We start from the raw sequence: 24203 nt of genomic DNA, 5'->3' as shown, positions 1-24203 counted from the left end.
CATTTACACTGACAAGAGCATCTTGCGAGTAACATGTATAAATTCAGCTAAAGGTGGTGTCATCCATTTATCTTTATGCCAAGCAATTTGAGTATAAAGCGGAGGTGTGCAAGGCTTCCACGGCAATTCCCTCATTCGCCCCGCTTCAATATCTTTTTTCACGACCATTTCAGGCAGCAGTGCCACTCCTAATCCTGCAATCACACATTGTTTAATGGCCTCGATACTGGCAAATTCAATTTTATGTAATGAATAAATTCCAAGGGATTTTAGAGATTCTTCAAACATGTTTCGATAAGAACATCCGGCTTCTGTGAGTAAAAGCGTTTCATGCTTCAGATCGTCGATTGAAAAATTGGCTTTCGATTGGTTTGGCGCGGCGACTAACAATAAATCTTCTTTGACAAGTCGCTCTACCTTTAACGATCCTTCAGGTTTCCACGCATCCATAAAAAAAGCAACATCCAATAATCCTTCCATCAGCTGTTTTCTCGCTATTTCATCAGAATGGGCAGGTTTAAATACCAGCTTTACCTTCGGAAATGCACTCTTGAACTCTTTCAGAATCAGCGGTAATCGATACGTACACTGACTCTCCTGAGCTCCTATTGTTAACGTGCCGCTGATTTCTTCTTCTCCATTCGCTGCTGTTACTGCTTCTTGGCTTAATGCAATGATTTTGTCCGCATATGTTTTAAAGGTACGTCCCGCTTCAGTTAAAATCAGTCGTTTGCCCAAACGCTCAAACAAGGGTTTGCCAATCTCATCTTCAAGGGCTTTGATTTGAGCCGTAACACTTGATTGAGCAAAATTCAACAATTTCGCAGTTTGGGTAAAGTTCAGGTTTTCGGCAGCATGTTTAAATGTAATCAATTGTTTAATTTCCATTATGCAACCTCTTTAAAATCGTTATTTTCGATTTATCCAATCAAGATAATCGTCTGTATCGATTTCGATGCTTAGTATAAGATAGGAATATCCCGAGAACAATATGCAGATGATCCCCAGGAAAAGGAGTTAATCCATATGACAATTGCGGTTATTTATGGTGGAACCCGTCCAAACGGGAACACAGAAACGTTAACGAAGTTAGCCATCCAAGGTATAGATGCAGAAGAAATCTATTTAAAGGATTATGTCATTAAACCGATTATCGATATGCGGCATGCAGAGGAAGGTTTTCCGGATGTTCAAGATGATTATAATTCCATCATGAAACGTATCCTGCCGCATGATATCCTGATTTTTTCCACACCAATCTATTGGTACAGCATGACGGGAACGATGAAGAACTTTATTGATCGATGGTCACAAACATTACGAGACCCGAATTTTCCTGATTTCAAATCAAAAATGGCAGCCAAAAAAGCATATGTCATCGCGGTGGGGGGAGATAACCCATACATCACAGGGTTGCCGATGATTCAGCAGTTTCAACATATCTTTGACTTTGTAGGGACAACCTTCGAAGGATATGTTATTGGAAAAGGAAACAGACCAGGTGATATTTTACAGGACCTGAATGCACTGTCTGCAGCGGAACAGCTAAGAAAGAAATTGCAATAAAAGACAGGAGGTTGCGGCTACTGCCATGCAACCTCCTGTATATTTTTCGGGTACCTATTCCGCTTACAAGGATTCTTCAGCTGCTTCGTCCCACCCTTCCATTACCAGTTCGACAAATGCCTGAATGGTAATTTCATCAGAACGATCCCTGCGTGTAATTAAGAAGGTATCCAACGTCTGCGTAAAGCGATGCAGAGGGATGAGTTCTCCCTTTCGTATTTCCTCGTGTATTAAATCACCACTGATTATGCCAACACCTGTCCCTTTTAAAATTGCTTGCTTAATTGCTTCTTCACTGTCACTTTCAATGACAGCCATCGGCGTGGGGATCTCTTCCATACAACGATCAAACAGCCAATCAAGATAAGAAAATTTTTTAAAGAATAAGGGATACGTTTGTAGAATGGCAGAAAGGTCACTATTTTGGTGGAGGTCTTTTCTGATGACCAATAACAGCTCTTCTTCATCAAGCGAAACGAACTCCAGATCTTCATTCTTATTTTTTCCGGTAATAATCCCCACATCCGCTTCACGAGCGGTGATCATTTGAATGACGTCTACACTGTTACAAGAGACCAGTTTTAACTTTACTTGCGGATGAAGTTTCACAAAGGTATGGATAAGCATCGTCAAAAAATGAGTCCAATAGTATTCTGGCGCAGCGATAACCAACGTGCCGTAGGGATCATGCAATCGGTTTAACGCTTTGTTCATTTCCTCTACACAATCCATGATCCTGTCTACATGCTGCTTCAATACTTTTCCAGCCGGAGTCAAATAGGTTTTCTTCCCAACCCGATGAAATAAGGGGTGACCGATCTCCTGTTCCAGATTTCGTATATGCATTGTGATCGTCGGCTGCGTATATCCAAGAATCTCGGCTGCTTTCGTCTGATTAAGATGGGTAGCAACTACCTGGAAGGTTTTCAATGTACGAAGTTCCATATTTCCCCTTCCCCTTATCCATACCTAAAAATTTGTAATCGTAACCATAACATACATCAATTGTTCTTTGATTTAGACTCTATGGTAAATTATGACCAACAAGATTTCAATGCAGAGGAGGAGCAGGGTTGTTTTCATTTCGAGTCATTGATCCACCAAATGTAGAGAAACTATTGGATATGAAACAGGTAATCGAATTGGTTGAGCGTGCGTATTTGTTAAAGGCACAAAAAGAGGCAGCGGTATTCCCGATGGTGTTCCATGAATTTTCTCCAGGAAAAGCTGACATGGACATCAAATCAGGACATCTGGTGGGTGCTGATATTTTCGGATTAAAGCTCGTGTCATGGTTTGGGGATAATCCTGCCAAACAGCTGCCTCCCCTCGTTGGTTTCGTGCTGGTGCTCGACAGCAGAACAGGCGTCCCCATCGGGATGATGGGAGGAGAAGCGATCACGTTAATGCGGACAGGAGCAGCAGGAGGGATTGGCGCCAAGTATCTTGCACGAAAAGAGTCTGAGCATTTATTGATCGTCGGAACAGGTCACTTGGCTCCTTATCTGATTATGTCCACGCTGATGCTCATGGATCATATCAAAAAGGTGACAGTTTACAATCATCATTCATTGGAGAAAGCAAGATCATTTTGCTCTACGATATCAGCAATATTAAAAGAAAAGTTCCTGGCTCCGTATCGGGACAATCCGGTGTTATTTGAGAGATACGCTTCTCGCATCGAACAAGTAGAATTTGCGGCAACTGACCAGATTCAGAAGGCAACAGGAGAAGCAGACATTATTATTACCGCAACTCCTTCGCGACAACCGATCATTCAAAAAGAATGGGTTCGGCCGGGAACACACTTCTCTTGCATTGGGGCAGATCTGGAGGGAAAACAGGAAATCGACGAGCGAATTTTCGCTTCTGCACGAGTATTCGTCGATGATGTTGATCAGGCTGTCCAGGTAGGAGAAACAGAGATACCGATCAAAACAGGAGTCATAGAACGAGATAACATTGTTGCGGAAATAGGCAGTGTGATGCTTGGTACAACTGCTGGCCGTCTTTCAGATGACGACATTACGATCTTTGACAGCACAGGGATCGCCCTGCAAGACTTGATCACGGCTGATTACATTTTAAAACAAGCGGAAGCAAAAGGCATCGGTATCGTCGCGAACCTGTAAGGGAGGATATGAACCATGAAAATGAAGGCTTTCCTGGTAGAAGAATGGATGAATGCCCATGAAAAGAACGCAACCATTAATATGGCGGAAACATGTGTGGACTCCCTCACGTTGAAGGAACTTATTACGATAGATGGTACAAATCCTGATGAATTTTTTCGCTCCCTCTATCCGCTGAAGCTAACCTATGGTCATATTGAGGGTTCTCCCGAGTTCAGGCAGCTGGTTGCGAACTTGTACGAAACCATTGAGCCTCATCAAGTTCTCGTCATGAATGGGGCAAGCGGCGCCAACTTTTTAGTGTATTACTCTCTGATCGAACCTGGCGATCACGTTATTGCGGTGCATCCGACCTATCAGCAGCTTTATGAAGTTCCTCGATCATTTGGAGCGACAGTAGACCTTTTGGAGCTGCGCCCTGAACATCATTTTCTCCCCGATCTTGACGAGCTGAAGTCTCTGATTCGTCCGAACACAAAAATGATTTGTATTAATAATCCGAATAACCCAACCGGTGCCTTAATGGAACGGGATATCCTGGAACAAATTGTGGAGATTGCACGATCGTGTGGAGCTTATGTACTTTGTGATGAAGTCTATCAGGACTTACTCCAGGATGCTGAGGCCGACGTTCCTTCAATTGCTGATCTATATGAGAAGGGAATCAGCACGTCCAGTGTTTCAAAAGTACTCTCGCTTGCGGGCCTCCGTTTTGGTTGGATTGCCGCTCCACAAGACGTCATTGCGGAATGTATGAAGCACCGGGACTACACAACGATCAGCTGCGGGATGTTGGACGATGTACTGGCTGTCCATGCACTGAAGAACTACGACAAGATTGTAAGCAGAAGTCGAAAAATTTTGCGGGACAACCTTGCCCTCCTGGATGAATGGGTGAAACACGAACAATCCTTTTCCTATGTCAAACCGCGCGCGGGAACGACAGCGATGTTGAAATATGATTTTCCAGTCCCTTCTGTGACGTTTTGTACAGATCTGCTTGCTCATACTGGTGCCTTTTTGACACCTGGTGCGTGCTTTGATATGGAAGGACATGTTCGTATTGGTTATGCTTGCAGTACAGACGTTCTGCAAGCTGGACTTGAACAGGTCTCACAGTATGTACGGAAAATGAAGTTGTATCGATGAAGGAACGGAGTCATCCACAGCAGACGCTAAGCGTTCAGAATAGTCACGAAGTAATCTCATCGTTCTGAGCATGCAATACAGGGACATGCCTGCTGAATATAATTGGCATGCTCTCATTTGTCGTCAACGTCATAAGGAACGAGGCGGGTTTGTCGGACATCGCAACAACGCCTTCGACAAGCCCGCCGATTCCTGACGTTCAGACCGAACATTCCAAAGGCGAGCTGCAGCAGCTTTTGTCCCTCTCTGTCCAGGACCACCTGCGCAGGTTACTTCCCCTACCTGCTTTTGATCAATAATGCAACAGCTTCCTGAACCAATTTGCTGGTATCGTTGCCAGCCTCCTTCTCTTCCAAGATGCACCGTTCAAGATTGACCGCCACGATGTAAGCAATGGCCTTGTCAACCGCGTTGCGGACAGCCGAAAGCTGACTTACCACATCCTTGCAGGTTTTCTCTTCCTCCATCATTTTCAGCACCCCGCGGACTTGTCCTTCCACGCGGCGCAGCCTTCTTTTCACATCCTCGTCATATTTCATCGGTACGGAATCTCCCCCTATTCACTATACGTGTATAGGTATATTATACCCTATATCCGGGGAACCAGGCTTAGATAAACAAGTTCACCTTCGCTTCTGCAGCATCCCCCAAATAGGTTGCAACACCGGCATAATCGATCCCGTCGATCAGTTCTTCTTTTGCGAGTCCCAGCAAATCCATGGTCATCGTGCACGCGACCAGCTTGACTCCCTGTTCCCGGGCAAGCTCTATCAATTGCGGCAGGCTCAATGCATTGTGCTTCTTCATGACATGTTTGATCAATCTCGGACCGATTCCGGCAAAATTCATTTTGGAAAGTCCCAGTTTATTCGCTCCGCGCGGCATCATTTTGCCAAACATTTTCTCGAGAAACCCTTTCCTAACCGAAACAGGCTGATCTTTGCGAAGCGTATTCAACCCCCAGAAGGTGAAAAAGATCGTCACTTCATGACCATATGCAGCCGCTCCGTTCGCGATGATAAAGGCGGCGATCGCCTTGTCCAGATCACCGCTGAACAGGATAATGGTGGTTTTTTCTTTTTGGCTCATACAATCACCCCTTACATATACGAGTATGGGTATATTTATTGCGAGTAAAATCAGTCATACTTGGCGCATGACCTTGAATCGACTGCAATGGAATCTTCAGCACATCCTATTTTTTCTTCACGATAAAGATAAACACACCGTTGTCTTCTGTTGCTTCGATCAATTCATGGTTGGACTGTCTGATCCACGCTGAGAAGTCGTTCATGGAGCCTTTGTCGGTTGTGTGCACCTCCATGATTTGACCTGACTGCAGCGTATCGATGGCTTTCTTTGCTTTCACAATCGGCAGCGGGCAAGCCAGGCCCTTTGCGTCGACAAATACGTCCGCCATGCGTAGTCCTCCTCCTTTTTTAACCGTGATGGTGTACTGCGCAGCGATTGGGACCGATTTCCAGCTCAATTGCCCTTTCCTGATCGACCTGCAGTTCGCCCCGGTTGATGGCCACGATTTCCTCAAAATTGGGGGGCTTCTCCATGGAAGCTGCGCTGGCCACTTGTTCCGTAAACGATGCTTTGTCTACGTTGCGCATAATCTCGTTATTTTCGCGAATCTTGCCAAGCAGCTCCCCGACAACGCCGCGGTCGTTGATTTCCTGAATATCGGCGTAATGCGCCGGCAGAACCAGGCAATCATCCGGGAGATCTTTCAGCTTGAAAAACACAGTGTGATACAAATCCTCAGCCCATTCTTTCGCCTTGCCCCCGAGATCGGGTCTTCCCAAACCGCCGACAAAGATGGTATCCCCGGACAGCAAAAACCGGTTGTCGATGAGGAAAGAGGTGGAACCCGGCGTATGGCCCGGCGTGGGGATCGACAACACTTCCACATGAACATCGCCGACCTTGATCCGGTCGTAACGATCCAGCGGTTCAAACTTCAAATTCGTCCCCTTCGCCTCTTCGGAAGAAATGTAATATGTCGCGCCGACTTGTTTGGCAAGCCGCGGACCGCCGGTGATATGATCGGCATGCATGTGGGAATCCACCACATGTTCGATCTCAAATTGGTGTGTTTTGGCCAGTTCGATGTACACATCAATCTCTTTGTTCGGATCGATGATCATGCCTTTTCCATCGGAAATAACCGCATAAGACAGACAGCCTTTCGCCAACCTGTTGATTTGAATCAATTTCAACTGATCGTCCATATATACGATGGTGGGATGGTAAAACTGGCTCCAGGCAAGCATCCCGCCTTGTAACGAGCAGGTATTGTATCCTTTTTCCATCAACATTTCCGCTACATAATGGGATGCTCCGCCTTTTGCGCAAACAATGACGATTTCCGCATCCTTCGGCAGTCCCGCATACACCTGCACATCCTCCTCCAGAAAGTGGAAATACGGAATGTTCATGGTTCTCAGATTCTTGCCTTCAATTTTCCACTCGTTGTAATCCGTTTCATTCCTCACGTCGAGAATCACGAGATCTTCACCGGAACTCATTTTGCGATGAAGCTCTTCCGCCGTAATCGATCGAACTTGTTCCATTCGTAATCTCCTTTCCTGTTAGAAGATCAATGTTACTTGGACCACAAAGGCATATTCCAAAATGTCGCCGCACCGCCAAATTCCCTGCAGCCGACGAAGTCCTCTTTTGTGTGTTCCATTACGTTCTTCGAAGTTTCTCATTCGTCGCTTTCTGTGGCTCCCTGCCACTGAGACATGCCCGGCAGCACATTTTTCACGTTGGAAAAACAGTGCTCGGCAAGAATTTGGCAGGCCATGTCGCTGCGGCTTCCCGTACGGCAAATCACGGCATACTCTTTCCCCGGGTCCAACTGAGGGATTTTTTCCTCCAGTTGTCCCAAAGGTACGGATATGGCGCCGGGAATGTGCTCGAAGGCATATTCTGCAGGTTCGCGCACATCCAACACGATGATGCTTTCGCCGGAAGCCAGTTTGTGATGTAATTCCTCGTTGCTCATGGTGTGAGGAAAATTCACTTCCGCTTTCGTTTCGTTGAGTGAGGCTTTTCTCAAGAAATGGCGGAAAACCCCGTTCTCTTCGATAAGACCGATATATTGATGGCCGGTGCGTCTGGCCCAGTTCTGCAAATCCGCGACAGAGCCCTTATCGGTCGCCCGCACTTCGAGAACTTCCCCCGGCATTATTTCTTCCATGGCTTTCTTGGTTTTTACCACCGGCATCGGACATGACAATTGTTCACATTCAAGCACATGATCCGTGTGAATTTCTCTTCTCACAACATTACCCCCTACGATCGCATGTAGATTTTCCGTATTCGATCACGCCGCCGTTTATACTGGCAACCCTTTTTATCCGTGGACGGCAGATACTCCTCACACAGGGTACAGTGGTCACAATATATCCAGCCAAATCTTGATGACCGTTGCCGTGATGAGCGCAGCGAGGATCCATTGCAGTACCTTCACGTTCATTTTTTGGCCGAGATAAGCGCCCATCGGCGAAGCAACAATACTCGCCGCAACCATCACCAGGGACGGAATCAGCAGCATGTGGCCGCCCATCACTTTCCCGACCGTGGTACCGATTGAGGAAATGAACGTGATCGCCAATGACGAGGCGATGGCCACACGGGTCGGAATCTTCAATACGACCAGCATGATCGGAACCGTGATGAAAGCGCCAGCCGCACCGACGATTCCTGACAGGAGGCCCACCGTTGCCGCGGCAATGACCGCAACGGTTGTGTTGAAGCGAATGTCGGAATAATCGCTTCTGACCGCCTCTTTTTTGGGCAAAAACATCATGACCGCCGCAACAAGCGCCATCACAGCATACGTCAGGTTAATCGCGGAATCGGGTAAATATTTTGAGCCGAAGCCGCCGATAAAACTCCCCGCTATGATGGGAATGCCCATGGCGAGAACCAGTTTCTTATTGATAAACCCGCCTTTGCGGTAAGCAAACATTCCGGCCAGTGTGGAAAAAAACACCTGGACCGCACTGACCGCGGAAACCTCTTGCGCGCTAAGGGCCGCGAACCCAAGCAGCGGGGGAATATACAGCAGCAACGGATATTTCACGATGGAACCGCCGATCCCGACCATTCCGGAAATCACGGAACCGACAAAGCCGATCGCGAATAAGGTGATGATCCACCCGAGATCCAGTTCCATAAAACCCCCTCTCATTTGCATGATTACAATGTTTGCCGACTTCTTGAACCAAATGATCCAAAATCGGAACCATCATGCGGACAAGGTCCGCACCACGCAGCTCAGAAGACCACCAGCACGACACTCCCGATGATCTGATCCCATCCGTCTCTTTTTGCCTTACACATGTCCCCCCTTTGTGATCATTTTGATATACATATACCCGTATGGGTATAATAAACCGTTCCTTTCTTTTTGTCAAGTAAGCATGATCTACCTGTTATCTTGCGCGAGTCAGCGGATTGGTCGGCATGAGGTGTCCCTGCCCGTCGACAAGTAGCTGTCAAGCAGCATGGTATCGAAGGGAGTACGATCCCATAATAAAAGCAGGCTTCTATCGAATGGAGCCTCTCCCCACTCTTTCTCTAGTCAGCCTGCTTGTTGCCTATACATGTATCATGGCCATACCCTGCTACGTATCCTCAATCATCCCCAACTCCTCCGCGATCTCCGCATCCATCAGCTTTTCCCCCGGCTGAAGCGTTCCTTCCACAATCCATCTTTGCAGTTGGTGGAAGCGGCACTCCTCTCCCTTCTGTTTTTGCAACTATGATGCGTATCACAATGGAAAACGATCAAACTGCTTACAATAAAGATATCCCCCCAATTATCCCAAGGAGGAGATCATGATGAACGAATTTGTCGCCACCATCCGGGTGCCGGAATACCCGCCGCATCTGAAACACAAGGTGATCTTTGAGACGTTTGAACGATTGAAGCCCGGAGAAGCCCTGCTTTTGATCAACGACCACAATCCGATTCCGCTGCGGTTCCAGTTTGAATCGATGCATCCTGGAGGGTTCACCTGGGAGTACCTCGAGGAAGGCCCCGACCTATTCCAGGTCAAAATCGCGAAAAAGTAAGGGAGGCCTTTGCCATGGCGACGGTTACCGTTGTAGACGAAAAGACGCTCCGGATCGCGGTGGACCTCGAAGACGCCCTCGCCATGATTCGCGAGGCCGAGCGGAATGTGGAGCGCTACGCCAAAGACATCACGACCATCTACGAGAAAATGCCGGAGTTTCACTTCGTCCACTTCTGTTTTTACGCCTACGACAGCTCAGCTCTGTTTGAACACATGCTGGGCGTCGATCCCAAACAGTATCTCTCATTCTCGCTCGATGCGCCGGATTCGTTTTTCTACACGCTTTACGGCGGGATGGCAGCGCTGTACGAACAGGCAAAGGCAGCACTGCGTTCCGCGTAGGATCGGCCACACTTCCATAAGGAGATGATGCCAATGGGAGACTCTCCGCAAATCGTGGAATTGGACGTTCGACCCCACCTTCGCAAAAAACTGGAACCGTTCCAACTGATCATGGAAACGGTCAAGACGCTTGGTCCGGATGATACGTTTGTGTTGCACACCACCTTCAAGCCCGTTCCGCTGCTCGGCCTGATGAAAGCGAAAGGGTTTGCCTATAAAACCGAGCGGCTGGCGAATGATCACTGGAAAGTGACGTTTGTTCCCAGGGCCCGCAAAGGCGAATTGGAAGGAAGCGAACCGGACGACGAGAGCCGCTTGGGCGAAGCTCCCTCCACTGCTTCGCCGGAGGCGCCGCAGACGATTGAACTGAACAACCGGGGACTGGAACCGCCGCAGCCGATGATTCGAACCCTGAAGGCCCTGGAGGGTTGCCGGACTGGCGACCGGGTCGTCATACACAATGACCGGGTACCTGTCTTTCTGATTGAAGAGCTGAGGGCACTGGGATATCCCTATACAGTGGAGGAACAGCCGGACGGATCGGCGCGGGTTACAATCCAAAAGACGTAAGGGTGGGACCTCGATGTTTCTCCTTCCTTTTCTGTTCATTGCCACGGGGCTGGCCTGTTTTGCCCTGTTTTCTCTTTCAACACTCGCGCAGGCGGCCGTCTGGATCGCGCACCCGCCCCGCATTCCGGCGGGATGGTTTCATGTTCATTTGCTCGTACTCGGGTGGGCGACGATGATCGCCATGGGCGCGGTGTATCAGCTTCTCAACGTGGTGCTTCAAAAGGACGTGTTCAGCCGGAAGCTGGGTTACGTGCACTACGCGCTGTATACCGTCGGAACCGTCGGTTTGCTGGCCGGGTTTTCCGCCGGACGTGTGCAATGGATCGCCGTGTTTGCCGCTCTGGCCTGGATTGGCATCGTCTTGTTTGCCGTAAACATCGGGGTGACGTTGATCCGGGCGGGCCAATGGAACCCGATCACGCTCAGTACCGCCGGCTCCATTTTGTTCCTCGTGCTGACAGGACTCGCCGGGCTTTTCATGGGGTTCAATTTCGCATTCCGGTTGTGGCCGGAGTGGCATGAACGGCTGTTTTACACCCATATGTGGCTGGGGACCATCGGATGGTTCGGGTTGTTGATCACCGGCTTCAGCCACAAAATGCTGCCGATGTTCTACTTGGCCCACGGTGTGTCCAACCGGATGGCATACGTCGTTTTTTGGTTGTGGAACGCCGCCGTCCTTGCGGGAGCCGCCGCATTCCTGACAGACGCACCCTTTCCTGCTGTCGGAGCTGCCGTCGGTTTGTTGACCCTGGCGGTGTACGCCTACAACGTGCACACGACCCAGATCCGCAAAGCGCGCCACAAAAAAAGTCCTGGCGCAGGCGTGCTGGCGGCTGTCTACAGCACGCGGGCACTGGCCGTTGTCTGTACCGCCGCGCTCGCATACACCCTGTTCGCTCCCGAACGGGCCACGGATGAACGGTCTGTCGTGATCTTCGGTTGGGCTTATCTGTGGGGCTGGGTCGCTCTGAACATTATCGGGTATTTGTCGAAGATCATCCCCTTCCTTTGGTGGACACACAAGTACGGGCCTCGCGTCGGCAAAGAAAAGATCCCAGCGATGGCCGACTTGCTGGAAGACCGTTACGTCGCTTATGGGCTCGCTCTAGCCGCGGCAAGTCTGGTTATGCTGATCATCGGGTTGGGGATGGACGACGCGGTGTTGATACATTGGAGCGGCGCAGCGCTGTCCCTGTCCTCGCTCTTTTACGCGTGCTTGATCGGATGGGTGTTTACCCGTTAGTTAATCGGAAAGGATTTGCAGATCACCCGGCGGGACACAGGAGGTGATTGGAATGGATACGGCGGAGATTCGCGAGCTGTTGAGACAGGTGTACGACCCCGAACTGGGCATCAATATCGTCGATCTCGGGCTGGTGTACGAGATCCAAAACGAAGATGGGGACGTCTATGTTCGCATGACGCTGACGACCCCGGGCTGTCCGATGCACGACACCATCGCGGGGGGAGTGGAACGGTTGCTGGAACGCCAACCGGGCATTCGCTCCGTCAGGGTGGATGTCGTCTGGGATCCGCCATGGTCGCCCGAGATGATGTCGGAGGAAGCGAAAGAGCGGCTCGGCTTCTGTTGAGCAAAGCTTTACATGGCAGCACCGTCCTCGGTTTCGGGGACGGTGTTTTCCACCTTCAGCCCAATCACGGAAGGGTCCGTAAGACCAATGACGGCAAACTGATGGTCATTTACATGCATCATGAAGGGGATCTGTTTGGCCAGATGGATCCTTTTCACGAATCCGTTCATTTTTTCGCTTTTGCGTCATCGTGACGGTACGTTCCAATCTCCTGTCATCTTTAGCTTCACCGTTCCTGGCATCCAGCGCTCAACAGCATCGCGGCAGCCAACTGCATGGCGATAATCAACATGAAGACGGGTGTCACTCGCGATTTGGTTAGAATAAAACGTGTGTTTTGGGATTTTGCCAAAAGGAGGCCACACCACAATCGAACCGCGCCGTGTCTCCGTACACGGCACGGCAATGCAGGCAAACTCCCTCGACTCCCACATCAGCCCAGGGGGTTTGTCGTCACCCGCCGCGCAGCACGGCACATTACATAAAAGTACTCCTTTCATCCAATAATACCCTTACTTGAAGGATGACTGGAGGGAGCAGCATGAATTACACTCGGCTCTGGATTGGACTGGCGATCGTTTTCGTGTTGTCATTCGCCGTCCTTGGGTATTATGGAGGCGAAATTTATCAAACAATGCCGCCTATTCCCAAACGTGTCGTAACCGAAACTGGAGACGTATTATTCACGGAAAAGGACATTATGGAAGGTCAAAACGTGTGGCAATCCATGGGGGGACAGGAAGTCGGGACGGTCTGGGGGCACGGGGCATACGTGGCCCCCGATTGGACGGCTGATTGGCTTCATCGGGAAAGCCTTTGGATTTTGAATACATGGTCAAACCGTCAGTTCGGGAAAAACTACGACGCATTGGATGACGAAACCAAAGCGGCGCTTCAAAGCCGATTGCAAAAAGAGATGCGAACCAACACCTACAACCCGGATACCGGCGATTTGGTCATCTCTTCCATTCGGGCCCAGGCATTCGCTGCGATCAGCCAGCACTACACGTCCCTGTTCACGAACGATCCCAACTTTGCCGTTTTACGCGATGATTATGCAATCCATGAAAATGCGATCAGGGATCCAAACCGTGTTCCGCCGCTAAACGCGTTTCTCTGGTGGGCGACCTGGTCATGCGCGACAAACCGGCCTGGTGACACCATTACATATACCAATAACTGGCCAAACGAACCGCTCATCGGGAACGTTGCCACCGGTTCGATGGTGGTTTGGTCGGTCGTCAGCTTTGTGTTGCTTCTGGCCGGAGTGGGAGGGATGGTTTGGTATTACGCCAGAACGAAACACTCCGAATCGGAGGAAGCCTTTCCCGAGCGGGATCCGTTACTCGCACTGTCTCCAACCCCTTCCATGAAAGCGACGCTGAAGTATTTTTGGGTCGTTGCGGCGCTTTGGGTCATACAAGTGGCCTTGGGAGCCATAACCGCCCACTACCAAGTGGAGGGCAGCAGCTTTTACGGAATTCCAATTGCCCAGTGGATTCCTTATGCCGTCACCCGCACCTGGCACACACAACTTGGGATCTTCTGGATCGCTACCGCGTGGCTTGCCACCGGGCTGTTCGTGGCGCCGGCCGTTTCCGGATATGAGCCCAAGTATCAACGATTCGGCGTGAACTTTTTGTTCGTTTGTCTGCTGATCATCGTCGTCGGTTCCATGGCCGGACAGTGGCTTGCTGTCATGCAGAAACTGGATCTGTCCACCAACTTCTGGTTCGGGCATCAAGGATACGAGTATACGGATTTGGGCCGTTTTTGGCAGTTATTCCTGACCGTGGGGCTTTTCCTCTGGTTGTTCTTAATGAGCCGAGCTCTCTGGCCCGCGTTCCGCCAATCCAAGGAAAGCCGGCATCTGCTCGCATTGTTCCTGCTGGCTTCCGCAGCAATCCCGGTATTTTACATCCCGGCGCTGCTGTGGAGACAACATACTCATTTGGCCATCGCCGAATATTGGCGCTGGTGGTTGGTACATTTGTGGGTCGAGGGATTCTTCGAGGTGTTTGCTACGGTGGTGATCGCCTTCCTCTTCACGAGGATGGGGCTGTTGCAGATCCGGACCGCAACGTCCTCTGTACTCTTTTCCACCATTGTCTTTCTGTTTGGGGGGATAATCGGCACCTTCCACCACTTGTATTTCAGCGGCACACCGACAGGCGTGCTGGCTTTCGGGGCAACCTTCAGCGCCTTGGAGGTCGTTCCCCTCGTTCTGATCGGATTTGAAGCGTATGAAAATTTGACCTTAAGTCGTGCCCGTCCGTGGGTTTCGTCGTACAAGTGGCCGATTTACTACTTCATCGCCGTTGCGTTCTGGAATTTGGTCGGCGCCGGATTGTTCGGTTTCTTCATCAACCCGCCGATCGCTCTATATTACATGCAAGGTCTCAATACGACCTCCGTGCACGGACACTCCGCCTTGTTCGGGGTTTACGGGATGTTGGGCATCGGGTTGATGCTCTTCTGTCTTCGGGGACTCACCTCCCAGCGAATCTGGAAAACAAAAATTCTCGCATTTTCCTTTTGGTCCATCAACATCGGTTTGGCGTTGATGGTGGTATTGAGCTTGCTACCCATCGGGCTGATGCAAACCTGGGCAAGCGTCCAGCATGGGATGTGGTACGCCCGCTCTGCTGAGTTCATGACGCAGAACATCATCCACATCTTTGTCTGGCTGCGCGTCATCGGTGATACCATTTTCTCCGTCGGTGCGCTGGCGCTCGGTTGGTTCATCCTGGGACTCAAGACCGGATGGTCGCTTACGGATCAACCATTGCCGTACGCGGATGACAATCTGCAAAAAACGTAAGCACACACACGATTAAACAAGACATCCCCTAAAGCAGGGTTCCCTCCCCTGGCTTTAAGGGATGTCTCATTGTTCTTTGTTCGCATTGCTGGTCGGGCATCGATCGCCGGACGGGACTGGTGCCATTCTCGTATTCGCTACAAGTGACCGCTCTGATCTGATATCATCAAAATAAAAACCAGCGGAAAGGATCTATTTTATGGGAAATCGGAACATGTTGCAGCAGGTCCCTTTGTTCCGGGATTTGAACCCGCAGGAACTGGACCGCGTCGAACAGATCGCCATCCATCGCCTGATCCGGAAAAAAACGATCATCTTTATGGAAGGTAGCGAAAAAGAAGCGGTCTTTTTCATTCAGGACGGACTGGTCAAAGCATACAAAACCGACGAGGAGGGGCATGAGCAGATCGTGTCGCTCTTGCAGACTGGCGATATGTTTCCCCATACCGGTTTCTTTAATCAATCGCCTTATCCGGCAACGACGGAAGCCCTCGTGGACACTCACGTTTTGGCCATACCCGTCCGCGCGTTTGAGCAGCTCATCTTGGCGATGCCGTCCATTGCGATCAAAGTCATCGATGTCATGGGCGCCAAGATTCGCGAACTTCAACAAAAACTTCAACAGTTTACCGGCCACGACGTGCACGACCGGATCATTTTCTTTTTGTTGCAATTGGCTGACAAACACGGAGAGGTAAAAGGATCTCGTATTCACATCGAATTGCCGATGACCAATCAGGAATTGGCCAATACGATCGGAACAACCAGAGAAACCGTAAACCGGATGTTAAACCAACTGAAAAAGCAACGCATTCTTGATACGCACCGTTCGGAAATCATCATTTTGGACAGGGATGCGCTGAAACGATGGAAAGAGCATAATTAACGCGAAGCACCACCTCGATGGGCAACGTTAATGGCGAAATACCCTTGACAGCTCCGCCAGATAGATCACGACTCCGATCACCATGATCAGCAAGCCGACCGTCGCAATAGCAGAATGAATGCCCATATTCCCGATGATGAACAGGCCCAATCCTAAGAGAAAGACCCACAGCTCCAACGTCAACCTGTCGTGCCGGACCATTTCTGCCAACAGGACGGCGCCCTTTTTCTGCTCTTTGGTCCGAAACCGGTGAGCCCACCATAAAAACGGGATGATTTTGGACAAGTACGCAAGGATGGAAGCGGAAAACCAACCAAGGACCACATACAGAATCAGGGTGGAAACGACCGTGTAAGAACGGGCAGCGCCACCATGCCATCCGTGCAGGATTACCCATACCAACGCAACCAGAAACGTAATGGTTAACAGTACATCGGCCACTTTTACCGCGCCGATCGGCTGCTTGCCACTGCTTTGTTGCCGAACATCGCGAACGAACCAGACAAGCATTCCGAGTGCCGCGACAACAAGCAGCAGTCCGGCGCTCGAAAACATCCGGTAATCCGACCACCATCCTGCACCCCCGAGCCATACTCCCGCCTGGAACAGGATGACGATCGCGTAGTTCAACTTCGTCCCCGTCTTCCTTGATACATAAAACATGGGAAGCAGCTTCAAGCTGTAGCTTGCAATCAGACCTCCCAACCAGCCAGCCAGACCGAACCACATATGCGTATAAAACAGTAACTCGTATCGTGTCGGAGACCAACCCGTCCAGGCGGCGATGCCCAGGGTCGTACCGAGCACAACGGTCACACCCAGGTCAAGAAGGCTCAGGATAGCTCCAACGGTGACCGGCGTCCACAGCTTGCCGCGAGCGTAAGTGGCTCCCAGGTTGAAGGTGTAGACCGCCACGCCCAGCACGATGAGCCCCCCGCCGCTGACAATTCCGATGCGGTTCCAGTTCCAAAAGCCGACCAAGAGGAGAATAACGCCTGTCACGTAAGCGATCAGATGGAGCCAAGCGAGGTTCCGGCTATAGGTGGAAGTTCTCAACAGCACCTGTGTCACCTGGTAGCTGGCTCCCATCGCAATCATCGTCGCCCAGCCGAGCAACAGCATATGCGCCCACAAGATCCCCTCGGGAGAATGCAAAGCCGCTGTTGTTACCAAATGGGGCATGTTCCCCAAGCCAAACAGAAGAGCCGCGAGAAAAAACAAGGCTCCAGCGGCAAAAAAGGTGAATGTTACCGGTAACATATTCAGATGCGGAGGAAGGGCTGAACGCTTTTGCTCTCTCACGGTCACCACCCCACTGATTCACCATGACGGTATTGTAAATCGGGCCTTGGTTCATTTCCTCGCTCCGGAGTGATATAATGGCCGCAGTCAAATCACTGCATGTTGCGAAAGAAGGCTGATTGTCCTATGATGCATCAGATTTTGGTGAAGCGCATTTACGACGCGCCCTCCCCTGAAGACGGCGTCCGCATTCTGGTTGACCGGCGTTGGCCGCGCGGCATTTCCAAAGAGCGGGCTGCGGTCAACGAGTGGATGAAAGAGATTGCCCCGAGCACCGAACTTTGCAAGTGGTTCGGCCACCAACCGGAGCGGTTTGACGAATTCAGCGCTCGCTACGAACGGGAACTGGAAGGAGATCCACTCCGCAACGAACTGGCCGACCGAATTTGCAGCATGACCGCTGAACAAAACGTCACACTGGTCTATTCCGCAAAAGATTCCGTCCACAACCAGGCCATCGTGCTGCAACGTTGGCTGGCCCGCCGATCCGAACGGGAAGAACGCTAACGACGGGCCTGAAACGCTTTCGTTACGGTTTAAACACGGAATGAGCTGCCGGGCTGGGTGTCAGCACCAGCACAACCACACTGTCTTCCAATGCTTCGATGGCATGCTCCACCTGCTTGTCGAGGGAGATCATGCTGGCTTGAGCCAGTTCCACTTCTTCATGGGCGACAAATCGGATTTTTCCCTGCAGCACAAATACCAGGATATCGCTGGTCGTCTTGTGCTTCTGTAATACCTTTCCTTTTGGAAACGAGAACTTCACGACTTTGGACACACCATTATCCAGCACCGTCTGGATAAAGGATTCCTCGAATGACAGTGGGTATACTTTCATTCTCCCCAACTCCTGCCAGTCAATTTCAATCCGGATGACGAATCACACTTACTATTACCAATGGCAGTATCGTTTATTTACATTACGCGAGGGTGAGTGTATGCATCAGACCTGGCAAAAGCCTCACGCCATCTCTTGATCAGGCTGCACATGGCTGTCGCGGCGGACGATTTCTCACACGAACGGCCCGTTGCCAAACCGATCACGAACATGGCAATACCGACCACGCCGCGGCAAAAATCGTGTCACCCGCTGCACGACTCAGACAAGATTTTGCAGCAGCGGCTGGTGCAAAAATTCGGCGGAACGCGCGTACTACTTTGCTGTTCCGCAAATTTTCACAGGCCTCGAATCCAATCAGGACGAGCGGCACCACCTCGACCGCGCCGAATGCGCCTCTGCTTACGAAAAGGCGACATTACTGTTTATGTGCTTCTTTACATTATGAGCTAATCTTTTCCCCACGCATCGTGGAAGAACGTCACGTGTGTAGACAACATTTTCTCCGCAAACAATTCACTTGCGTAACCGGCTACTACTTGTCCAGTCCAGCCGGTATTCGTGTGGCGATCGTTGCTCCTCTCACACTCTTTCTCATGGTCGGTAGGCTGTTCCCCCAAATATCTATCATGACCATACCCTGCTATGTATCCTCTACCGGCTAAATCGATACACTCCTCATCCCAGCACCCCGCGATCCAATGCGCGATATCGGATGGCTTCCGCCACATGGGCGGCCTCGATCTGCTCTGAACCGGCCAGGTCGGCAATGGTACGGGCCACCTTGACGATCCGGTTGTAGGCGCGGGCGCTCAGGCCGAGCGTCTCAAAGGCGAGCTGCAGCAGCTTTCGTCCTTCTCTGTCCAGGCTGGCATACCGGCGCAGTTCTTCCCCGCTCATCGCGCTGTTGAAGGGAGCACCGGGGCGATGCCGGTAACGCTCGCATTGAATCGCCCTCGCCGCTTCCACCCTGCGGCGGATCTCTTCGGACGTCTCCGCTCGCGGCCGCTCCTGCAGCAAACTTACCGGCACTCGGGGGACTTCCAGATGCAGGTCGATCCGGTCAAGCAGCGGGCCGGACAATTTCGAGCGATACTTTTGGATCTGCTGCGGCGTACAGGTGCATTCGCGCTGGTCGCGGGAACCGTAAAACCCGCAGGGGCACGGATTCATCGAAGATACAAGAAGAAAGCGGGCCGGGAATGTAAACACCTGTCTCGACCGCCCGATCGTCACCACGCCGGCTTCCAACGGCTGTCTGAGCACCTCCAGGACGTGGCGGGAGAATTCCGGGAGCTCGTCCAGAAACAAAATGCCGCCGTGAGCCAGACTGCACTCGCCGGGCCGCGGAATCTGTCCGCCTCCCCCGATCAGGGCGGCTGCCGTGATCGTATGGTGCGGCGAACGGAACGGCCGCTCGCGGATCAAACCGCTGTTTCGCGTCAACTGACCGGCGATGCTGTAAATCTTGGTCACGTCGTACGACTCGTCCGTGGTCATGTCCGGCATGATGGAGGGCAGACAGGTGGCGAGCATCGTTTTGCCGGAACCGGGAGGGCCGACGAGCAGCACGTTGTGAAAACCGGCGGCCGCCACTTCCAAGCCTCGTTTGACAAACGTCTGCCCACAGACATCGCCAAAGTCTGAATGGTTGGCCTGTGAATGCACGGCGCGTTTTTGAGGAGCGGGGCGCGATTCGGCCGCGGGCGGCTCCAGTCCCCCCGTCCAGTATCCGATGGCAGCAGCCAGATTGGCGGCGGGAAGCACGCAGATGTCCACCAGGCGCGCTTCTTCGGCGTTTTCCTCCGGCAGGATCACATGGGTAAAGCCCTGTTTTCTGGCTTCCAGCAAGATGGGCAGCACGCCGGAAACCGGGCGCAGCGTTCCGTCCAGCGCCAGTTCGCCGAGCACCAGCACGGCTTCCGGGCGCGGCGGGATTTGTTTGGAAGCCTGCAAAATGCCGATCGCGATGGCCAGGTCAAATCCTGATCCCTCCTTGCGCAGATCGGCAGGTGCCAGATTGACCGTTATCCGCTGCATCGGATAATCAAACCCGCCGTTGCGCAGCGCCGCTCTCACCCGGTCGCGCGCTTCCTTCACAGCGGAGCCGCCCAGCCCGACCAGATCAAACTGGGGCAATCCGTTGGCGATGTCTGTTTCCACCGCCACGAGCATCCCGTCAATACCGTAGACAGTACCGGCAAAACTGCGTGCATACATCTGACATCCCCCCGACTACATCTCCCATTGCTTCAGCTTCACCGTACGAAAAGACAGCATCCCGCTGCAAGAAAATTGGACACTCACACCGGGCTGTGCACACAAAAAAAGCGCCTTCCAGCGTAAGCCGGAAGGCCAAGTGATGGTGCTTGGAGGAGTTTCATCGCGTCGAGTATGCTACATTCTACGCGACTTAACAGGCATCTGCTGTAGACGTATCCCCAGTGCCCTGCCGATTTCGCGCCCGTTTTGCTTCAAAAGGCGTGAGTGATGTGTTCGATCTCCGGCGATTGGTCCGGGCGGCAGCAGATCGCCACAACGTCAAAGCGAAAACGCGGCACCGACTTTTCGTAATGCTGCAGGTACGCGAGGGCCAGTTCACGCAATTTTCGCTGCTTGCGCCATGTAACCGACTCAGCCGCCGTGCCGTAGGCCGTGCTCGTCCGCGTACGCACCTCCACGAATACGAGAATATCTCCATCCCAGGCGATCAGGTCGATTTCCCCCTGCCGTGTGCGCACATTCCGTTCGATAACGCGGTACCCTTTTTGCTGCAAAAACAGTGCAGCGATTTGTTCGCCGCGCTGGCCGAGAGCACGCCGTCTGTGGCTCATCGCCCGCTTCGCCCTCCCTTGTCGAGGCGGTAGACAAACGCGAGCACTTCCGCCACCACCTGGTACAGTTCGGGCGGTATCTGCTGGTTGAGGTCCAATTTGCCCAACACTTCCACCAGCGAGGGGTCTTCCTGAACAGGGATGCCGTGTTCCTTTGCAGTTTTCAGAATGTTGTCCGCTACATAGCCTTTTCCCTTGGCCACGACGACGGGCGCTTCCATCGTTTTGGCCTGGTAGCGGAGCGCCACCGCCTGTTTGCGCTTCACTTTCGCATCGGAGGCGTCGTTCATACGCGAATGTCCACTCCCTTGTAATCGGCCAGAAACCCGGTTCTGCCTCCGGCAACGGCAGCTGCCGCCTGGGGCTTGCTGTCAGGAATGTCCTGTACCCGGAGTCCGGACAAGTGGTATCCCATTTCATGAAGTTGGCGGGCAAAGTCCTCTTTCATGTCCTGAGCCAGTGCTTCCACCCACGACGTGTTGTTGAAAAGCTGGATGCTGACAATTCGGTTGACAATAGCCACGTCAAGCATCATCGTTCCGAGTTGATTTAGTTCCAGATGGAAAAACAGGCGGCAGTTTTCCGGGTCCAGCTCACCTCCTCCGCGCTTCTTGGCTTCAATCTGCACATACGCCGTCTCATCCCCGTGCTGCGTCCGAATGGGAATCTGCATGACCACCTGCGACAGCGTCTGGTTGGAGGGCTGCACCAGCATCAACTGCTGGCCGGTGATGTGCTGAAGCAGTGCGTCCGCGGTGTCGCGAAGCGCGGCGGGTACAGCGTTGGCCGCCTCTTGAGTAAGCTGCAGCAGCATCGCCTTCACGCTGTCCAACTGCCGCTGGGCTGCGGCATCCATTCCGTGAGCCAGCGCACGGCCCATCAAATCACGCTCGTGCCCAAGCCCCAGGCGCTGAAACAGCTCCTGAATCGGATGGCCATGCGCCGAAACTGTCTGAGCAGGAGCGGCTGCATTTGTCCCGTTTGTACCACTGCTTGCCGCAGACGGCACAGACGATTGGCTGCTTCCCGCTGCCTGATTGACCAAAGCCGGAGGTGCCATTCGCGCTGCCCCGTTGACCATCGACGCTGCAGCGGTGTTCGGCGCTCCCACACCGTGCGGAGCTGACGTCGCTGTCGAAGACGTCTGCTCTCCGCTGCGGGGTAACGCTGTATCAGCAGCGGTTCCTTTCGCGGGCAGACCGCTGCCGCTAGCCAGCTGAACGCCTTGCTGACGTCCGTTTTGCGCCAGCGCCTCTCCCAACTTCGCGGTCTCGCCACCCAAAGTGGACGACCCGGTCAAAGAACCGTCTGAAACAGTCCCCTGCCGAAGAGCTTCCTTTCCGATTGTCGTGCTTGTGCCGGTGATGGCAGTGTTTGCATGGGGGGCTGGCTGAACGGTACTACCCGCAGCAATGGTTGGAAGCGGTGCCTGCCCCTTTCCGTTTGTCCCGGCCGCATTCGCTGTCCCCGCCGAAGGCTGTGCGGTTTCACGCTGGACCATCAGTTCGTCCGCCCCCTGGTGATCGGGCAGCAGCACCGCCAAACCGGCCACCGCCTGTTTTAACTGGCTGACCAGGGTAAGGAGCGGAGCAGCAGCTGACGAGGACGGAGCGAAAGACGCCGCGGCCGATCCATGCTTGCCCGCCTGTCCTCCCGCACGCTCCCCGTGCGTCTGTAAAAATTGCTCTGCCTGCGCTACAAATGCCTGAATCGCCTGACTGATCGGCTGTTTCGACAAAAAGGCACGCAGTCCGGCTACAACATCAGGCGTCAGCGGCAAGCTGCGTTTTACCGCGAGAAGAAAAGCGTCCACAGTCTCCTTGTGCATGCCCAGGCGCTGCGCGACGGCTGTGAACGCCTGCACCGTCTCGCGGGTGACCGGCAGTTTGGCCCGCACCAGCTCCTGCACGATCGCCCGAGTCTCCTTCGTGTCGTTGAGACCCAATGAGCGGATCAGCCCTTCCAGCGATGCGTCCGCTGCTCCTCCGTCCCGTGTCGTTCCCAGCACTTTCAACGTGACCACTCCGGCTGACGGCTGCACCTGCAGCCACGCTCTCTGTCCTGCTTCCAGATTGGCCTCCAGTCTGGCCTGGACCTGCATGCCGCCGATCTGGACCAGCGCCATGTTGTCGGGGTAGGTTCGTTGCACAGTGCCGATAAAGACTTGACCCGGTGTGAGCTCGATCGGTTTGGGCGCGGAGACCTGAGCGCGTTGAACAAGCGACTGTATCATTTGCGAGGGGGAAAACATGGGCAAACTTCCTCCTTTGTTACCCGGACGGGAACGCCTCTCAAGCCCGCTCCTTCACCCCTGTAAACGTGCGCCGGTGAATCGGCGACGGCCCGTACTGCTGAAGGGCAGCCAGATGTTCCGCCGTTCCGTAGCCGGCATTTTTGTCAAAACCGTATTGGGGGTACTGCTCGGCGTATTCCGCCATCAGCCGGTCGCGCGTCACCTTGGCGACGACGGAGGCGGCGGCGATGGACACACTTTTGCTGTCCCCGCCGATGATCGGCAGTTGTTTATAGGGCAGACCGGGTAGCTGTACGGCATCGATCAGGCATACGTCCGGTTTTATCGCCGCATCCTGGATCGCCAAGCGCATTGCTTCACGGGTCGCTTCCAGAATGTTGATCTCGTCAATCCGCTCGGCAGACACGATTCCGATGCCGACTGCCAATGCGTCCCGTCTGATTACGTCAGCAAATCCTTCCCGTACGGATGGGGGCAATTTCTTTGAATCGTTCAGCCCCGGCAGGTAAAAATCAGCCGGCAGGCAGACGGCACAGGCGACGACCGGCCCTGCCAGCGGGCCGCGACCCACTTCGTCAATGCCGAAGAGGTGCACGTGACCTTCCTCCCGCAGGGCTCGCTCCACCTGCGTCATCTCTTCCCACTGTTTCGCCAGTCTGGCCTGCCGGGCCATTTTCTCTTCCAGCTTGCGCGCCAAATCCTGTACGCCTTTTCGGCTGTCCTGACGCAACCATTCTAAAAAATCTTTGCGGGGCTCGTCCATTTTTTCGATAAGCTCCCGTATTTCCTTTATCGACAGTTCCGCGAGATTCATT

Annotated in this window: 26 protein-coding genes and 1 pseudogene; 11 read left to right on the top strand and 16 right to left on the bottom strand. The window is 52.6% G+C overall.

Features of this window, described 5'->3' with window-relative positions; all coding sequences use genetic code 11:
* Positions 1 to 3: 3 nt before the first annotated feature.
* Positions 4 to 888 carry a LysR family transcriptional regulator gene (locus tag ETC00_RS15545; RefSeq protein ID WP_171566997.1) on the bottom strand — a complete coding sequence of 295 codons (885 nt, stop codon included), beginning with the start codon at positions 886 to 888 and terminating at the stop codon, positions 4 to 6.
* A gap of 138 nt (positions 889 to 1026) precedes the next feature.
* Between ETC00_RS15545 and ETC00_RS15540 the strand changes: the two genes are divergently transcribed.
* The gene (locus tag ETC00_RS15540; RefSeq protein WP_171566995.1) at positions 1027 to 1566 is read left to right on the top strand and encodes a flavodoxin family protein; all 540 of its coding nucleotides are present in this window, start codon (positions 1027 to 1029) and stop codon (positions 1564 to 1566) included.
* Between the two features lie 63 nt (positions 1567 to 1629).
* Here the strand turns inward: ETC00_RS15540 and ETC00_RS15535 are convergent, their stop codons facing one another.
* Entirely contained in the window at positions 1630 to 2511 is an 882-nt protein-coding gene (locus tag ETC00_RS15535) for a LysR family transcriptional regulator (protein ID WP_171566993.1), read from the bottom strand.
* A gap of 128 nt (positions 2512 to 2639) precedes the next feature.
* Here ETC00_RS15535 and ETC00_RS15530 point away from each other — a divergent pair, with 128 nt between their 5' ends.
* On the top strand, positions 2640 to 3698 hold the full coding sequence (locus ETC00_RS15530; protein ID WP_171566992.1) for an ornithine cyclodeaminase family protein: 1059 nt from the start codon (positions 2640 to 2642) through the stop codon (positions 3696 to 3698).
* Positions 3699 to 3713: 15 nt separating this feature from the next.
* Complete coding sequence (locus tag ETC00_RS15525; protein ID WP_171566990.1) at positions 3714 to 4847, top strand: aminotransferase; 1134 nt, start codon at positions 3714 to 3716, stop codon at positions 4845 to 4847.
* A 278-nt stretch (positions 4848 to 5125) separates the two neighbouring features.
* Here ETC00_RS15525 and ETC00_RS15520 read toward each other — a convergent pair whose 3' ends face one another.
* The 7 genes and pseudogenes from ETC00_RS15520 to ETC00_RS15490 all read right to left on the bottom strand — a co-directional run.
* Entirely contained in the window at positions 5126 to 5386 is a 261-nt protein-coding gene (locus tag ETC00_RS15520) for a metal-sensitive transcriptional regulator (RefSeq protein ID WP_171566988.1), read from the bottom strand.
* A 70-nt stretch (positions 5387 to 5456) separates the two neighbouring features.
* Positions 5457 to 5936, bottom strand: coding sequence for a DsrE/DsrF/DrsH-like family protein (locus ETC00_RS15515; RefSeq protein WP_171566986.1), 480 nt, complete (start codon positions 5934 to 5936; stop codon positions 5457 to 5459).
* A gap of 106 nt (positions 5937 to 6042) precedes the next feature.
* Positions 6043 to 6267, bottom strand: coding sequence for a sulfurtransferase TusA family protein (locus ETC00_RS15510; RefSeq protein WP_171566984.1), 225 nt, complete (start codon positions 6265 to 6267; stop codon positions 6043 to 6045).
* Positions 6268 to 6286: 19 nt separating this feature from the next.
* Positions 6287 to 7426 (bottom strand): MBL fold metallo-hydrolase, encoded by a 1140-nt coding sequence (locus tag ETC00_RS15505; protein WP_171566983.1) that lies wholly within the window; start codon positions 7424 to 7426, stop codon positions 6287 to 6289.
* 137 nt (positions 7427 to 7563) lie between these two features.
* Positions 7564 to 8142 carry a sulfurtransferase TusA family protein gene (locus ETC00_RS15500; RefSeq protein WP_171566981.1) on the bottom strand — a complete coding sequence of 193 codons (579 nt, stop codon included), beginning with the start codon at positions 8140 to 8142 and terminating at the stop codon, positions 7564 to 7566.
* Positions 8143 to 8256: 114 nt separating this feature from the next.
* The gene (locus tag ETC00_RS15495; protein WP_171566980.1) at positions 8257 to 9039 is read right to left on the bottom strand and encodes a sulfite exporter TauE/SafE family protein; all 783 of its coding nucleotides are present in this window, start codon (positions 9037 to 9039) and stop codon (positions 8257 to 8259) included.
* A gap of 466 nt (positions 9040 to 9505) precedes the next feature.
* Positions 9506 to 9625: pseudogene (locus tag ETC00_RS15490) on the bottom strand (GntR family transcriptional regulator); the annotation flags it as partial.
* An 82-nt stretch (positions 9626 to 9707) separates the two neighbouring features.
* On the opposite strand from ETC00_RS15490, the gene ETC00_RS15485 reads away from it, so the two are divergent.
* The 7 genes from ETC00_RS15485 to ETC00_RS15455 all read left to right on the top strand — a co-directional run bounded on the left by ETC00_RS15485 (position 9708) and on the right by ETC00_RS15455 (position 16157).
* The gene (locus ETC00_RS15485) at positions 9708 to 9941 is read left to right on the top strand and encodes a DUF2249 domain-containing protein (RefSeq protein WP_171567021.1); all 234 of its coding nucleotides are present in this window, start codon (positions 9708 to 9710) and stop codon (positions 9939 to 9941) included.
* Between the two features lie 14 nt (positions 9942 to 9955).
* The gene (locus tag ETC00_RS15480) at positions 9956 to 10285 is read left to right on the top strand and encodes a hypothetical protein (protein WP_171566978.1); all 330 of its coding nucleotides are present in this window, start codon (positions 9956 to 9958) and stop codon (positions 10283 to 10285) included.
* Positions 10286 to 10318: 33 nt separating this feature from the next.
* Positions 10319 to 10855 (top strand): DUF2249 domain-containing protein, encoded by a 537-nt coding sequence (locus tag ETC00_RS15475; RefSeq protein WP_326838928.1) that lies wholly within the window; start codon positions 10319 to 10321, stop codon positions 10853 to 10855.
* A 13-nt stretch (positions 10856 to 10868) separates the two neighbouring features.
* Entirely contained in the window at positions 10869 to 12101 is a 1233-nt protein-coding gene (locus tag ETC00_RS15470) for a heme-copper oxidase family protein (protein WP_171566976.1), read from the top strand.
* Positions 12102 to 12153: 52 nt separating this feature from the next.
* Positions 12154 to 12450, top strand: a complete 297-nt coding sequence (locus ETC00_RS15465; protein WP_171566975.1) for a metal-sulfur cluster assembly factor — start codon at positions 12154 to 12156, stop codon at positions 12448 to 12450.
* Between the two features lie 541 nt (positions 12451 to 12991).
* Positions 12992 to 15271, top strand: a complete 2280-nt coding sequence (locus tag ETC00_RS15460; protein WP_171566974.1) for a nitric-oxide reductase large subunit — start codon at positions 12992 to 12994, stop codon at positions 15269 to 15271.
* A 214-nt stretch (positions 15272 to 15485) separates the two neighbouring features.
* Positions 15486 to 16157: a Crp/Fnr family transcriptional regulator gene (locus tag ETC00_RS15455; protein WP_253264318.1), complete on the top strand. Its 672-nt coding sequence runs from the start codon at positions 15486 to 15488 to the stop codon at positions 16155 to 16157.
* 27 nt (positions 16158 to 16184) lie between these two features.
* Here the strand turns inward: ETC00_RS15455 and ETC00_RS15450 are convergent, their stop codons facing one another.
* A complete protein-coding gene (locus ETC00_RS15450) occupies positions 16185 to 17291 on the bottom strand; it encodes a hypothetical protein (protein ID WP_171566972.1) in 1107 nt (368 codons plus the stop codon).
* A gap of 294 nt (positions 17292 to 17585) precedes the next feature.
* On the opposite strand from ETC00_RS15450, the gene ETC00_RS15445 reads away from it, so the two are divergent.
* Positions 17586 to 17966 carry a DUF488 domain-containing protein gene (locus ETC00_RS15445; protein WP_371808913.1) on the top strand — a complete coding sequence of 127 codons (381 nt, stop codon included), beginning with the start codon at positions 17586 to 17588 and terminating at the stop codon, positions 17964 to 17966.
* Positions 17967 to 17988: 22 nt separating this feature from the next.
* Here the strand turns inward: ETC00_RS15445 and ETC00_RS15440 are convergent, their stop codons facing one another.
* The 6 genes from ETC00_RS15440 to ETC00_RS15415 all read right to left on the bottom strand — a co-directional run bounded on the left by ETC00_RS15440 (position 17989) and on the right by ETC00_RS15415 (position 24202).
* Positions 17989 to 18300 (bottom strand): cupin domain-containing protein, encoded by a 312-nt coding sequence (locus tag ETC00_RS15440; protein ID WP_171566971.1) that lies wholly within the window; start codon positions 18298 to 18300, stop codon positions 17989 to 17991.
* 678 nt (positions 18301 to 18978) lie between these two features.
* Positions 18979 to 20520 (bottom strand): YifB family Mg chelatase-like AAA ATPase, encoded by a 1542-nt coding sequence (locus ETC00_RS15435; protein WP_171566970.1) that lies wholly within the window; start codon positions 20518 to 20520, stop codon positions 18979 to 18981.
* 254 nt (positions 20521 to 20774) lie between these two features.
* Complete coding sequence (locus ETC00_RS15430; protein WP_171566969.1) at positions 20775 to 21134, bottom strand: YraN family protein; 360 nt, start codon at positions 21132 to 21134, stop codon at positions 20775 to 20777.
* Entirely contained in the window at positions 21131 to 21424 is a 294-nt protein-coding gene (locus ETC00_RS15425) for an EscU/YscU/HrcU family type III secretion system export apparatus switch protein (protein WP_171566968.1), read from the bottom strand. Before ETC00_RS15425 ends, ETC00_RS15430 begins: the two co-directional genes overlap by 4 nt.
* Entirely contained in the window at positions 21421 to 23385 is a 1965-nt protein-coding gene (locus ETC00_RS15420) for a hypothetical protein (RefSeq protein ID WP_171566967.1), read from the bottom strand. Before ETC00_RS15420 ends, ETC00_RS15425 begins: the two co-directional genes overlap by 4 nt.
* Positions 23386 to 23425: 40 nt before the next feature.
* A complete protein-coding gene (locus ETC00_RS15415) occupies positions 23426 to 24202 on the bottom strand; it encodes a ribonuclease HII (protein WP_171566966.1) in 777 nt (258 codons plus the stop codon).
* Position 24203 lies beyond the last annotated feature (1 nt).

Source organism: Brevibacillus sp. MCWH (assembly GCF_013096935.1).
Lineage (GTDB): Bacteria > Bacillota > Bacilli > Brevibacillales > Brevibacillaceae > Brevibacillus > Brevibacillus aydinogluensis.
Note: the sequence above shows the minus strand (reverse complement) of the source record. Positions and strands in the feature narration are given on the sequence as shown.